11 protein-coding genes are annotated in these 14,457 nt (G+C 46.3%); 8 read left to right on the top strand and 3 right to left on the bottom strand.

Features of this window, described 5'->3' with window-relative positions; all coding sequences use genetic code 11:
* Positions 1–14 precede the first annotated feature (14 nt).
* The 3 genes from JNK13_01745 to JNK13_01735 all read right to left on the bottom strand — a co-directional run bounded on the left by JNK13_01745 (position 15) and on the right by JNK13_01735 (position 3,331).
* Positions 15–437: a hypothetical protein gene (locus tag JNK13_01745; protein ID MBL7661451.1), complete on the bottom strand. Its 423-nt coding sequence runs from the start codon at positions 435–437 to the stop codon at positions 15–17.
* A 340-nt stretch (positions 438–777) separates the two neighbouring features.
* On the bottom strand, positions 778–2,340 hold the full coding sequence (locus tag JNK13_01740) for a S8 family serine peptidase (protein MBL7661450.1): 1,563 nt from the start codon (positions 2,338–2,340) through the stop codon (positions 778–780).
* 112 nt (positions 2,341–2,452) lie between these two features.
* Complete coding sequence (locus JNK13_01735; GenBank protein MBL7661449.1) at positions 2,453–3,331, bottom strand: hypothetical protein; 879 nt, start codon at positions 3,329–3,331, stop codon at positions 2,453–2,455.
* A gap of 26 nt (positions 3,332–3,357) precedes the next feature.
* Between JNK13_01735 and JNK13_01730 the strand changes: the two genes are divergently transcribed.
* The 8 genes from JNK13_01730 (at position 3,358) to JNK13_01695 (ending at position 14,452) form a co-directional block, all read left to right on the top strand.
* Entirely contained in the window at positions 3,358–5,658 is a 2,301-nt protein-coding gene (locus JNK13_01730) for a hypothetical protein (GenBank protein MBL7661448.1), read from the top strand.
* A 23-nt stretch (positions 5,659–5,681) separates the two neighbouring features.
* A complete protein-coding gene (locus tag JNK13_01725; protein MBL7661447.1) occupies positions 5,682–6,818 on the top strand; it encodes an acyl-CoA dehydrogenase family protein in 1,137 nt (378 codons plus the stop codon).
* Entirely contained in the window at positions 6,818–8,377 is a 1,560-nt protein-coding gene (gene panP / locus JNK13_01720) for a putative pyridoxal-dependent aspartate 1-decarboxylase (GenBank protein ID MBL7661446.1), read from the top strand. Before JNK13_01725 ends, panP begins: the two co-directional genes overlap by 1 nt.
* 75 nt (positions 8,378–8,452) lie before the next feature.
* Positions 8,453–9,217 carry an electron transfer flavoprotein subunit beta/FixA family protein gene (locus tag JNK13_01715; protein ID MBL7661445.1) on the top strand — a complete coding sequence of 255 codons (765 nt, stop codon included), beginning with the start codon at positions 8,453–8,455 and terminating at the stop codon, positions 9,215–9,217.
* 9 nt (positions 9,218–9,226) lie between these two features.
* The gene (locus JNK13_01710; GenBank protein ID MBL7661444.1) at positions 9,227–10,204 is read left to right on the top strand and encodes an electron transfer flavoprotein subunit alpha/FixB family protein; all 978 of its coding nucleotides are present in this window, start codon (positions 9,227–9,229) and stop codon (positions 10,202–10,204) included.
* Positions 10,205–10,220: 16 nt separating this feature from the next.
* Positions 10,221–10,697 carry a DUF192 domain-containing protein gene (locus tag JNK13_01705; protein MBL7661443.1) on the top strand — a complete coding sequence of 159 codons (477 nt, stop codon included), beginning with the start codon at positions 10,221–10,223 and terminating at the stop codon, positions 10,695–10,697.
* 196 nt (positions 10,698–10,893) lie between these two features.
* Positions 10,894–13,497 (top strand): DNA mismatch repair protein MutS, encoded by a 2,604-nt coding sequence (mutS, locus tag JNK13_01700; protein MBL7661442.1) that lies wholly within the window; start codon positions 10,894–10,896, stop codon positions 13,495–13,497.
* Between the two features lies 1 nt (position 13,498).
* Positions 13,499–14,452, top strand: coding sequence for a CCA tRNA nucleotidyltransferase (locus tag JNK13_01695; GenBank protein MBL7661441.1), 954 nt, complete (start codon positions 13,499–13,501; stop codon positions 14,450–14,452).
* The last annotated feature ends 5 nt before the right edge of the window (positions 14,453–14,457 follow it).

The following is a 14,457-nucleotide window of genomic DNA, read 5'->3' as shown; positions in this document are numbered from 1 at the left end:
CCCTTGCAAGGTATTCATCCGATACCGGGCGTGCCGCCGCCTTTGCCGACCCAACCTTGCTCAACTTTTTCATTGAGAAAGGCGTGGAGTTTGCGCAGGTATTCAACAACGTGCTGACATTGGAGAATAAAAGCCTCTTGCTGTTCCGTATCGACTCTAAGCCAGTCGTTAAGCGGGCTGTAACTTGAGACGCGCGCGATAATTCCTTCGAGGGCAAACATCAGCGTTGTCGCCTGGTTGGGAAAATCGCCTTGAGTTGCTTGGTCCTCGACGATTTTGAGATTTCCCTCGATCGCCTTTTTGACGCTTCGAAGCAAGCTCGCCAGATGCGGCTGGCCCTCGACTGTTGGGTATCCGTCAGCATGCTTGGCAACGAACTCAACTGCTTGGCGCAGGGTAGCTTTAGGGTCAAATTTTTCTTGTATTTCTTCAGACATAATGATGCTCTCCCGCCACTCACCCTCTATGGGGTTAGCGTGGCGTCACCTTGCGGCGGTTTGAATTTTTCGTCCTGAATTCGCGGAAAAACTCAAATCGCTACAAGATGAATTTGATGCCGTAATTTCTAGATACAATGCGATCGGTAAAACCTTGATACATGTCATCCCAATTGCGAGAACGTAGCTATGCAGCAACCGTCCTAACAATCGGGAAATAAATCTTCTACTCGAAATAGACGATCCTAGAGTTTAGGAAATGACAGAGAACAACTTAAAAATACTAAATGCCAGTTTCTGATGAAATTGCCAAGTGCGGGCGAGGATAGGGCCAAATTGTCTAACGGCGCCGACGTGCTGAGAATTTAACCTCAACTGTGCCACCCATAATATCGCCGGTTGTGTAGTTCGAACGGGTAAAACGATAGTTTCTTCGTGATGGACTTAAATAATAGTTTCCTGGCGGGATGTTGCTGAAAGTATAGCGCCCAGAGCTATTTGTCTTTGTTTCATAAGCAAGGCGCCCATCTTCGCTGACAAGTCGCACCTTCACTCCCGCTAAATTCTTGTTGCGTCGACCAACGCGCGCAGTGCTCTTGCCGGTGACCCGAGCAAGTGGAAGATTAACTGATGCTTGCACTGCCCTGGAAGCGTTGACAACCCCAGCTGATACAGTTTTACCTTGAAATGATGGAGTTTGGGTCACCGTTTTATTTAAAATCGCCCGGATTTGTAATGGAGTAAGGCCTGGATTCTGGGAAAGCATATGGGCGACAACGCCTGAAACAATCGGTGCCGAAAATGAAGTGCCATCGGCGAGCCCAAATGGAGTCTGCCAACCATAGCTCAGCGGCACCGGCATTGCGATGTTCGTTCCCGGGGCAGCAAGGTCAACCGAACGCAAGCCGTAATTGCTAAAGGATGCCAAAGTGCCATTCTCGGTGCTCGCTGCGACTGAGATCATATTTGGTAAGTCGAAACTAGCAGGATAAAGCGCATGGCGGCTCGAATCATTATTAACTGCTTCGTTGCCGGCTGCAGCAATAGCTACGATTCCGTAGGCATCAAGTGCAGCAAAGGCATTTTCGATGGCTTTGGAATAGCCCTGGTAACCAAAGGACATATTTAGTAGCGCGATATTGGCCTTACCCGTAGATTTTAAATGAATGACATAGTTGATCGACTGCAATACGGCCGAAAGAAAACCTTGCCCATTGTCAGAAAAAACTTTGAGCGGAATAATTTTCGATTGCCACGAAACGCCCGTCATTCCATAGCCGTCATTCCCACGTGCCGCAGAGATCCCCGCTGTTCCTGTGCCGTGACCATCGAGGTCAATTGGATTAGCATCGTTATCGGCAAAATCAAACCCGATGAGATCGTCAATCAAGCCATTGCCGTCATCATCCACGCCATTATTAGAAATTTCGGCCGTATTTCTCCAGATACTCGGCGCAAGATCCGGATGCGTATAATCCACTCCAGTATCAAGATTAGCAATCACAACACTTGAGGTATTTGTCGAACTATCCCAAAGACCTTGTGCATTAATTTGTGAAAGCCCCCATTGGTAGCCATTGATATAAAGTGGGTCGTTGGGGTCACGTACTAGTTTGATTTCGCGATCGGCGATTACTTCAGTGACATTTGCATCGCCAGCTAAAGCACTTGCTTGCTCTGCTGTGATGCTGACAATCTCTGAGGAGAGATGAGCTAAGGTTGTTCGCTCTTGCGCCTGGGCGAGAATCCGCTGAGAAGTTGCCGCTAGGACTGACCTGCTTTGGTTTTTAAACACGATGTAGCGTTTAATCTCGTCTGCAAAGGAAGGATTCGTCAGAGAGAAATTAATCAATGCTGCTGCGATTAAAGTTGTGATTTTCAGCCGATGATTCAAGCTATGCATGGTTCCCTTACATCCTAAATTCTCCAACACCGTTATGCCCCTCACGAGCAGCTGGGTGACTTAAGAAATATTAAAAAACTGTAGCAACGAGTAAGCGCTCTAAGTAACTGAATTACTTATGTTTAAGAGATAGTAGGAATCCTAGAAAAGCTCCTAAAAGCTCTCCCGTAAGCCGCTGCACTGCGATAAATGCGCCAACCTGAGGAGAAGTCAAAATGCTTTTAAAAAAGTAAATCAAGCTCAGATCTTTTGCGCCAATACCCAGCGGTAGGCCACTCAGGGCGCCAATCCCCTGCGCGATTAAATGTTTAGTGGCGTATTCAGCAAAAGGCATCACCGTAAATGTTGAGATCAATAAATAGGACCTAAAAAGATCAACCAATAAGGCCAGCACTCCAAGCGCGGCAAGCTTAGCGAGTAAAATTAAATCACTGCTATTGAAAAAATTATAACGGCGAAAAATTCTATAGATCACAAGCCCCACACTCAGTCCAAGTAATGCCAAGAACAGCGACCAAATCTCTGTTGTGACCTCGGAGCATAGCGCATAAAAAATAACTAAGATCAGAGGAATCATTGTCGAAAGTCGATATGTGGCTACAGTTCGTAATTTCGCCGGAGCGGAGATGCCGCTGAGAGTTTGATAGCGATAGATATCGGAAGAAATTCGTGCCGGAAAAACTGTCAGGTCGACAAAGGTAGCACGAAATTGCGTGCCAATCGAAGCGCTCAGCGCTTCGCGATGACCATAGTTTAAGGCAGCTTGATTCCACTGGATTGCGCGGAGCACGGAAAAAATTAAAGAAATAAGTGAGAGTTGCAAAAGTTTGCCCGGCTGAACGCGTGCTGCTAGACCAAGTTGCCCCAAGCTACTTGTGATCGTTAGTGCTAAGATAACTCCGAGAAAAAGCACAATAATAATTTTCAGATATTTGGCGTGGCGAAATCTCTGAGAGTAATCTATTAACTTGTTGAGGAATTTTATTTCCATACTAAAAACTGGTTAACTCTAAGCTGATGAATTTGCCCCCGCAAGAAAATTCGCTTTCTCAATCTAAACCTGGCCCGGGCCGAACCTCTGCATTTAAGTGTATGGGCGGATTTGTTTTTTTGTGGGTAATATTTTTACTAATTTACCGCCTACACGGTATGTTGGCTGATACAATTCCTGCTGGCTGGGACCTAACGCCGCATTTTTATCTTTCAGAATTAATGCGCAAATACATCAGTCACGGAAAAATCGATGGCTATGACCCGAATTGGTTTGCCGGTTATTCTGCTTTTACATTTTATGGCCCATTTTTTTATTTAATCTCGAATTTATTTTTCTACTTATCGGCTGGGCAAATTAGCCCTGAGTTCGGCTTTAATCTGACAGTTTTTTTAATGCCATTTGCTTTTCTAGCTGCGGTCTACTGGACAGCAGGGAAGATTTTTTCATCGCGTGAAGTTGCAGTCAGCGCCTTGCTTTTTGGCGGCTTGTTTTTGACAATCAGCGAGAAATTTTTACATACCGGTATTGGCCTAGTCAGTGTAATCGCCAACGGGCAGGTGACTGCATTTCTTGGCTTGATTTTGTTCGTGGTCTTACTTGGTTTGATACATGGCCAGCGAATCGTCTTCGGAGGTATAATTTTTTCCGCATTAATTCTCTGTCATCCGTTGACAGCGTTATTTGCGGCACTGACTTTGTTGATTTGGATTATTTTTGATCAAGCCACACGCTTGCGGATTGCAGCTTCGGCAGCTCTGGGCTTAGTGCTCAGTGCTTGGTGGTGGATTCCCTTAGCGAGGAATCTATGGCTTTCGTCTGGCGAAAAAATTGGTTTGAGCTACGACTTGGTCGACCCATTGATTGCATTATTCCCTGAAGTAGGAGCGGGCCTGATCACGGAGTTCCTGCGGGCTCCAAGCATTGTTGGCTTGCTTAATCTTCCAGTGACTGGTTGCTTATTCATGCTTGCTGCGCTCGTTGGCTTTGTGCAGCTTCTACGAGCCGGCAATTTTAGGCTACAATTATTTGCCTGGTTTTATCTGTTATCTGTCTTAGTTGTTCCACGTAATTGGCTTGCTGAGATTTTAACAATCAAGCTGCACTATTATCGATTCCTTGCACCAATCTTTTGTTTGCATATTTTCGTCTGTGCCTATGGTTTAACAATTTTACTCAAATCCAAATATCGCGTGGTAGTAGCGATGTTGTGTGCCTGGGCGATGCTGGTTGCGACTGTGCGCACTTCAGATCTTGCTAATGCGCATGAGCGCCGGCCCTACTATTTTCATATTGAACAGTACCGCGATTACACGGAGGCCATGGCTTTTCTTCAGCAGTTGGAAACGCTGCCAGATTCTGGAAGAATTGCCATCGAGGGCACTGCAGCGTCTTACTTTAATCTGGGCTCGCCGCATTTTTTCTCAAGCTTAATTCCGCTGCTACTGGACCGCCCAGTATTGCCGGGCCTCTTGGCAGAATCTGCTCCAGCGGCCCAGCTAATTACCCCGCTACTCTTATTAAATAGTAATGCCTTAGGCTGGGGAGAACGCAAACTGCTTGAATCGAGTTTTTTTAACCGGATGAAACCTGGTGAGATCCTGGAACGTTTACGCCTATTTAACGTACGCTATATTTTAACTTCCTCGAAAAGCTATCTACGCTACTGGGCAAGATATGCAAACAAACCAAATGCCAACCTTTCGCTGGTTCGTTATTCAGGTAAATATGGTTTGTTTGAAATTCATGGACCGGATCAATTCGTATTGAGCGTTAAGCACAAGCCATTTTTATTTGTTGATCAAGGCGGGATGACTTTTCGTGAGTTTAGTGAAAAGTGGTTTACGGATAACCGCTTACTCGATTATCCTGTAATTTACGATCACCAGCACAACGTCGACCTGCGTGAAAAAGACCTTTCGGCTGTGATTATTTCTGTGCCCAGTAAATTTCCAGTTGACCAAAATTGGCTTGACGAGCAGGAGTCAATTTATGATCGTTCTATTATCGTGATCAATGGCGAATATAGTACAGTAACCCGTTCAAAAAAGCCTTTTTTCCAGGTGACTGGTTTGGAGAGCCGGGAGGAACGCAAGCTATTTGCTGACCTTATTCACGAGCTCGGGTTGAGCAATCAGGCAGTGAACCCAGTTGAAATCGTCAAAGAATCTGAAAGCCTGCGCTTTAAAGCATCAGGTCCAGTGCTGATTAACTATGCGTATCACCCGCGCTGGCAAACGCGTAAGCCCGGACAACAGGTCTACATGGTAACCCCTAGCCAGATCTTGATCTTTGCTGACGGCGCAGAAGAACTATATTTTAAGTAACACGTTTAGTATTAAGGTTATCCATGAGTAATATTATTTCTGAAGTAGACTTAGCCTTCAAAACCGCAGCACGGCAATTTGCCGAAAAAGTAATTGTGCCGATTGCGGCAGATTTTGATCGATCTGGGAGTTTTCCCGAAAAAGTTATCGCCAAGGCCTACGATCAGGGATTGGTAAATTTAATCATCCCCGAGCAAGATGGGGGAATCGGGCTTACGAATCTACAAGCTGCGCATGTAGTTGAAGCCCTAGCTTGGGGCTGTGCAGGGATTGCAACTTCTTGTTTAGCGAATGATTTGGCGCTGACTCCGATTGTGCTTGCGGGCACAGCAGCGCAAAGAAAACGATTTGTTGGCGAGCTTGCTGCACAAAAGCACTTGGCATCTTTTTGTCTGAGTGAACCAGGTGCGGGGTCAGATGTCGCGGGAATGTCAACTAAGCTTGATAAAGTCGAAGGTGGGTATCTCCTGACTGGAGCAAAGCAGTGGATTACCAATGGCGGCTATGCAGCTCAGTACACTGTGTTTGCAACGCTCGATAAAAGCTTAAAACATAAAGGCATTACTTGCGTTGTTGTTCCTGCAAGTGCAGTTGGCGTGACTCGTGGCAAGCACGAAGACAAGCTTGGCCAGCGCGCCTCCAACACAACACCAATTATTTTTGATAAAGTTTTTATTCCCGAGGACCAGCGGATTGGCAACGAAGGGGAAGGGTTTAGGATCGCGATGCAGACACTTGACATCACGCGCCCACTAACAGCGATGATTGCGGTTGGAATTGGTGCTCGTGCGGTGGAATGTGCGCGCAGTTATGCCTTGGACCGTAAGCAATTTGGCGAAGCAATTGCGCATTTTCAGGGCATTCAGTTTATGTTGGCAGATATGGTCACAGAAATTGAAGCATCGCGGCTATTATCGCTAAATGCTGCTGCTCTAGCTGATGCGGCTAAGCCGAATACCTTAGAATCTTCGATGGCCAAACGCTTTGCGGCGGATGCGGCGATGAAGGTTGCAGTAGACGCTGTGCAAATTTTTGGTGGGTACGGTTATACTAAAGATTACCCTGTAGAGAAGTTAATGCGAGATGCTAAATTGATGCAAATCTACGAGGGCACAAGTCAAATCCAACGTTTAGTGATTGCTAGAGAATTTTTACGTTAATGCATGCGCCACTCGAAAAGCCTGCTCTTGCAAACTTAGAGACACTGCACAGAATTTTTACTGTGCCGGAATCAGGCAATTCGACGTTAGCTAAAATTGAGCGTGAAATTTCCGAAAATGTCGGGCAATTTCTGCAAACCTATTTAGTCGCAACGAATACCCCGATTGAAGAAATCGAGCGTCAATTCTTGGATTCAGTAATTCCTGAAGCCCCACGATTTGTTTCCGATCATGCCGACTATTTGCTCGAGCAGGTTGTGCCGCACTCAGTACATACTGCCGCTCCAAGCTTTATCGGACACATGACCTCGGCGGTCCCGTATTTCATGCTGCCGCTGGCTAAAATCATGCTCGCCCTCAATCAAAATTTAGTTAAAGTCGAAACATCAAAAGTTTTTACCCCGCTTGAGCGGCAAGTTCTCGGGATGTTGCACCGATTGGTTTATGCTGAAAGTGAAGAGTTCTATCGCACTTTCCAGCAAGACCGCGAAAAGAGCCTCGGAGTTTTTTGCTCGGGCGGCACGATTGCAAATATGACAGCACTTTGGGTTGCACGAAATCAACTCCTTTGTCCGCGCAGGAATTTCCGCGGGGTGATGGAAGATGGTCTTGCTGCAGGCTTAAAGGCACACGGGCTGGAGCAGCTTGCCGTCCTTGTTTCCCAGCGCGGCCATTATTCACTCGATAAGGCGATAGATTTACTTGGGCTTGGAAAAAACAATCTCGTGCGCATCGCAACAAATGCCCAAAATAAAATCGAGATCAAAGCTTTGCGTGATCAAATCGCGCAACTAAAAAACTCAAAGGTTGGATTACTCGCCATCATCGGCATCGCCGGGACAACGGAGACGGGGAATATTGATCCACTGCCAGAGTTGGCTGAGATTGCGCGTGAACAGCGTTGTCACTTTCATGTCGATGCCGCGTGGGGTGGACCGACGCTATTTTCAAAACAGCATCGTAAACTCGTAGCCGGGATTGAATCTGCAGATTCTGTAACGATTGATGCGCATAAACAACTCTATGTGCCGATGGGTGCAGGCATGGTTTTATTTAAAGATCCAACAGCCTTAAAGGCAATTGAGCAAAGCGCGCAGTATATTATTCGCGAAGGTTCGCGAGATCTCGGGCGCAGGTCCCTCGAAGGGTCACGACCTGGAATGGCGCTCTTGGTGGATGCGGCCTTAAAGATTATTGGTCAGCAAGGTTATGCCTTGTTGATCGATCAAGGCGTTGCTAAAGCTAAGCTTTTTGCGGAAATGATTGACGCTGAAGCAGACTTTGAGCTGATTAGCCCGCCGGAATTAAATCTTTTAACTTATCGCTTTTGCGGAGATGGTTCGCTGTCAAATGCTCAATTAAATGAACTCACTGTGCAAATACAGAAAGAACAGCGTGAAGCCGGAAAAAGTTTTGTTTCGCGCACGCAGATTGAATTTTCTGGCCAGCCGACTACGGTTTTTCGAGTTGTTTTGGCTAACCCCTTAACGAGTGAGAAAAACCTCCAAGATGTCCTCAGAGAACAGCGAGAAATTGCAGAGCGACTGATAATGCGGTAAGTCACGAAGCTTGTCATCGCTACAGTAGCTGCGGTCACTCGCGATGCTGAGTTCTTTTGAGAAAATAAATAACTTATGAGTAAAATTTTAGTTCCGATTAAACGCGTCCCTGATTACCAGGCCAAAATTAAAATTAAACCCGATGGTTCGGGCATCCAGACCGAAGGCATTAAGTGGATTATTAACCCCTTTGATGAAATTGCAGTTGAAGAAGCAATCCGCATTAAGGAAGCTCGCGGAGGCAATTGCGAGGTGGTTGTGACTACCGTGGGCGCGGAAGCTGTGAGCGAGCAGTTACGATCTGCTTTGGCGATGGGTGCAGACCGCGCAATTCATGTGCTGACCGATCTTGAGATTGACTCCGACTTTGCTTCGCAGGTGCTTGCCGCAGTGATAAGAAAAGAAGCTCCTGCACTAGTGATTATGGGCAAGCAGGCGATTGATTCTGATGCAAATCAAACTGGACAACTTTTAGCGTGCCGACTTAATCAAGCACAGGCAACCTTTGCTTCTAAGCTTGTAGTTGCCGAAGATTGGTCAAGTGCAGAAGTCACTCGCGAAGTCGACGGCGGACTTGAGACAATTAAGATTTCACTTCCAGCTGTAGTGACTACGGACTTACGTTTGAACGAGCCACGTTATCCTTCGCTACCAAATATTGTAAAAGCTAAGAAAAAGCCGCTCGATGCATATACGCTTGAGTCCTTGGGGCTCGCAGCGCTTGGTCCTAAAGTAAAAGTTCTCAAACTGGAAATGCCCGCAGGTAGAAAGGCTGGCGTTAAAGTGCAGTCTGTTCAAGAGTTAGTTGAGCGTTTACATCACGAGGCAAAGGTAATCTAGTAGGTTGATATGAAGTTATTAGTTTATATTGAAGCCAGCGGCAGTAGTACAAAGCTTAGTAAGTCAGCCTTAACTACTGTTGGCGCAGCGTTACAAGCAAAAAGTGTGCATGGATATTCAAGTCTAATTGCTTTCATCCCAGCTGCAAGTAATTCCCCAGCATTAGCTGAGGAACTAGCCAGTTATGGATTGGATCAAGTTTTCTTCGCTGAAGACGCTGCACTCGAGCCCTATCTTGCACTTACTCATGAAGCCGCAGTTGCGCAGGTGGTCGAGAAAACAAAGGCCGACGCGGTGCTTTTTCTTGCAACCGCGCGAGGAAAAGATTTGGCCCCACGAGTTGCTGCTCAATTTGATTGCGCTCAGGCCAGCGACGTGATCGCATTTTTGCCAAACCGGCAGTTCAAACGATTGATGTATGCAGGAAATATTATCGCCACAGTTGAACTGACAACTCCAAGACAGGTGATTACTGTGCGATCGACCGCATTTGAACCTGCCCCGAAACTATCTAGCGTAGCGTCAGTCGAGTCGGCACTCTTGAATTTAGCTACGAATAATAGTCAGCAGTTTGTGCGATTTGAAGGCCTGAAGAGTGAGCGCCCAGAGCTGACAGAAGCAGAGCGCGTTGTCAGCGGTGGACGTGCGCTTAAGTCAAAGGAGAGCTTTGACCAGGTGATTGTACCTTTAGCTGACGCCTTGGGCGCGGCTGTTGGAGCAAGCCGAGCTGCGGTTGACTCCGGTTACGCCCCAAATGATTGGCAAGTTGGTCAGACCGGTAAGGTTGTGGCTCCACAGCTTTATCTTGCCGTTGGAATTTCAGGAGCAATTCAACATTTAGCTGGCATGAAAGATTCTAAAGTTGTTGTTGCAATTAATAAAGATCCTGAAGCGCCGATTTTTGAAGTCGCAGATTATGGCTTGGTGGCAGACTTGTTTACTGCCGTACCTGAATTGATGAATGAGCTCAAGAAAGTTGCTCAATAAGAGATTTTACAAGTACGTGACGCTCGGGCTAGTCAGCTTTGGGCTTGGTCTGTGGTTGATCGCGTTTGCTCCTGAGGATAACGCTTCCAAGCAAAAAATCCACACGCAATTTCTCTATTTCGAAAATGCCCAGGGTAAGCAATCGCAGCGATTCGATGTTGAATTCGCACGCAGCCCTGAGGAGCGCCAGCGCGGTTTGATGTTTCGTCAGAGCTTGCCCAGTAACTATGGCATGTTTTTTATTTTCCCGGTGGAAGAGCAACGATCATTTTGGATGAAAAATACTGAGATCCCATTGGACCTAATTTTTATTGATTCCAAGCTGATCGTTGTCAATGTTGTGCATGCTGCGGAACCTTTTTCGACGACTTCACGAGAAAGTACTGGGCCAGCAAAATTTGTATTTGAAGTGCTAGGTGGTATTGCTGAGCGGGAGGGGATTGATTCAGGCTCGAAGCTACAGCTCGCAGGCGAGCTGCCCTGGGCATATTGATACATTTTGTGTAGACTGTGCCAAAATATCTGTTGTTTAAGCTATGGGTTAGGCACTCAGTCTAACCGTTCAGTAAACTGATTTTACTGGACACACATACCCGTTGACGAAAGTTTCGTTAACAGAGAAAACTTTTGACAACGGGTATAGCAGATATAATCAACAGCGGAGTTATTGCAAATAAAGTTACCTTACAATGTCGCAGTTATCTTTTGAAGAATTAATTCAGCATAATAATAAGCAGGCAAAGCCAGATACTGTGCAAAAGAGTGCGCTTCCACCGCTAGCCACGACCGCAGCAGCCCCAGACGATCTCTTCTCGCCGACAAAAGAATTGAGCCAAGTCGACCAAGTCCAGCTGGCCCCGATGCTCAAGCATTATTTAGAAGTTAAAAACGCAAACCCAAACCATGTTGTGCTTTATCAAGTTGGAGATTTTTACGAGATCTTTTTTGAAGACGCAAAAACAGTCGCTGAAATTTTAAGTATTCGACTGACTTCTCGTGATAAGAATGACGAGAGTGCAACGCCGATGTGCGGGGTTCCGTTGCATGCCGTTGATAATTACGTGCCCAAATTGCTCGATGCGGGAATTAGTTGCTTGTTTGTTTCCCAACTTGATGAAACAGAGCTGAACGCAAAAGGCAAGACAATCGTGCGCCGTGAAATCACACGCATTGTTACCCCTGGGGTGCGCTTTGAAGGTGACGGACTCACAGATACGCAATTTAATTTTCTTTGCGTGGTTTTACCCACAGCACGAAAGGGAGCTGAACTAGGATTTATTGATATTTCACTGGGAACTTTGCAGCTTGCTACCGCTGAAACGCCAGAAGAATTATTGGATTTAATTGAGCAAATTTCTCCACGCGAGGCAATTTTGCCGGCAACAATTAATGCGAGCCCGGCGCCAGAGTGGATTAAGGAATTAAAAACGTATTTTTCGGATCGGCACATCCCATTTGTGCTGCGCCCTTATAATTTACGACCAAAGCATGATGTTCTTGAGAAATTTGCCTCAACCCGTGGATTAAAATCGCTGCTGGTAGATGCAGATCTCGAGCGCACGCTCCTAGTTGACTCGTTGGTGAGTTATCTCGAAGAAACTGCTTGTGGTAAACCATTTTCGATCTTCGAAGCACGCTTAATTGATCGCAGCACTGGCACAGTGATCGATGCTTCAACGCGTCGCAATTTGGAATTATTCGAGGCACGAATTGATGGCGAGCGAAAAAATTCACTTTTCGAGCATATCAATCGCACTAAGACCCCAATGGGCAATCGTTTTTTACGTTCAGTTCTTCTTGCTCCGAGCACGAATCTTGCTGAAATTGAAAACCGCCTTGACGCAGTTGCTGAACTCGTCAACCGTCTGCATGACATGCAGAAAATCCAGGCGATTCTATCTGGAATTCGTGATTTGGAGAGAATCTTAACCCGCGTGACAAATGGTCGAGCTAGTCCAAGAGACTTAGTAATGCTGGGAGAGTCGCTACGACTTTTTCCAGGCCTTAAGGAGATATTTAAGAATTCACAGGCACATTTGCTGCAGCAACTTGGGATAAATTTTGATGCGCTCGAGGATTTAGCAACGCTTTTAAATACTGCGCTTCGCGAAGATGCTCCTGTAAAACTTAGCGATGGGGGAATTTTTAATCCGGGCTACAATTCCCAGCTCGATGAGCTGCGCACGCTTTGTGATGATGGGAAAAGCATCCTGCTTGGATTAGAGCAAAAGGAGCGTTTAGCCACGGGGATTCAGAGTTTAAAAGTCAAATACAACTCTGTCTTTGGTTATTTTATCGAAGTCACAAAAACCCATTTGAAGCCAGCCGATGGAAAAATACCTGATTACTTTGAACGTAAGCAAACACTCGTTAACGCAGAGCGTTTTGTCACACAAGAGCTCAAAGAAATCGAAGTTAAGCTACTTTCTGCTCGGGGAAAAGCTGCCGACCTTGAGCGCGATTTGTTTACTGCATTACGCAGCGAAGTTTCCCAGCACGCTTCACGAATCCAGCAGTCTGCGCAGGTGATTGCACTGATTGATGTGATTACTAATTTTGCAAGTCTCGCGCGCAGTCGCAATTACGTGCGTCCGGAATTTAGTAAAGCACCCAAGATTAGTATTGTTGGTGGGCGGCATCCAGTTGTTGAAAATATTATTGGTGCACATGCATTCGTGCCGAACGAAGCCGAACTCGACGGTGAGAAGCGACGTTTTGCCGTGCTTTCCGGACCTAATATGGGTGGAAAGTCTACGTATTTGCGACAAATTGGTGTCATACAATTGCTCGCTCAGATTGGATCTTTTGTGCCTGCGACAAAAGCACGCTTGTCCTTGGTTGACCGGATTTTCACTCGTATCGGAACAGCCGATGACTTGGCTCGTGGGGACTCAACTTTTATGGTTGAAATGCGAGAGGCTGCCACGATTATTCGCAAAGCCACGTCACGGTCACTAGTTTTAATTGATGAAATTGGCCGTGGCACAGCAACTAGTGATGGTCTGGCTTTGGCTCGCTCGATTGCTGAGTGGCTGCATGACGAGGCCCAAGCCCTCACAATTTTTGCGACACATTTTCATGAACTAAATGCTTTGCCTTTAAGTAAGCGTGCGGCATTTTGTATTTCTGTCGGTGTGCGCGAGCAGGCGGGGCATCTTGTTTTCACCCATCGCATCGAGGACCGCGCGGCTGATAAGAGTTATGGACTTGAGGTTGCAAAACTTGCAGGTGTTCCTGAGAAAATTATCGAGCGCGCCAAGTCTTACATCACGGCTGAGAGTAAATTAAATTAGCATGCTGCAGAAAGTTGAAATCCCGCATGATTTAGCGCCAAGCTTAAAAATCCTGGGCAACTTTTTTGCTCGGAATCAAACGGACCTTTATTTAGTAGGCGGCCCTGTGCGCGATTTGCTGCTGGGGTTAATGCCACGCGAAATTGATTTATTAGTAGTAGGTGATGCTGCGAAACTGTGCGCAAGTCTAAAAGAGAGTTGGACGGAAATATTTGTCGAGACGAGCCAAGGCCTTGCTAGGTCAATAAAAATGCTTAGTTTCAAGCGCTACAATACCGTTAAATTTCAATTTGCAGATCCTTGGGTAATGAATTTTAAGGAAATTGATTTTGCTAGTTCGCGCCGTGAAACATATCCGGAAGCGGGATTGCCGCCAATTGTTTTTCCTGGAAACTTAACGCAAGACTTGGCACGACGCGATTTTACAATCAATGCGATGGCATTGAGCTTGAAGGCCGAGGATTTTACTACCCTCGTTGATTTACACGCAGGGCAGCATGACTTGCAGCTAAAAGTTTTACGTGTGCTTCACGATCAAAGCTTTGTGGACGACCCAGCGCGGCTGCTACGGGGAATTCGTTTTGCTACGCGCTTAGGGTTTAGTTTTGCAACCGAAACCGAAGATTTATTTACGCAGGCGGTGAATCAAAATTTTATAAAACGGCTGCCACCGGAGCGAATTTTTTCTGAATTCAGAAAATGCTTAGAAGAAGAAAGGGTTCTAGTTGTGCTCAAGAGTTTGGCGCAGCGTGGAATACTCAAGCAAATCCTGCCGCAGCTTGATCTAGGGCGGCTCGATCGTTTGACAGTCGAAGAGAATGCTACGGGTTGGCTTGGCTGGCTTGCGGAGCTTTTTAAAGATTTACCTGTAGCGGCATTACTCGAATTTTTATTAAGTGGAAAGGTCAGTAGGTCTGAACGAGAGATCGCGCTCGACTTACATGGAAAAGTTTAAATTTT

It is taken from the genome of bacterium (assembly GCA_016786595.1).
Taxonomy (GTDB): domain Bacteria; phylum Bdellovibrionota_C; class UBA2361; order SZUA-149; family JAEUWB01; genus JAEUWB01.
Note: the sequence above shows the minus strand (reverse complement) of the source record. Positions and strands in the feature narration are given on the sequence as shown.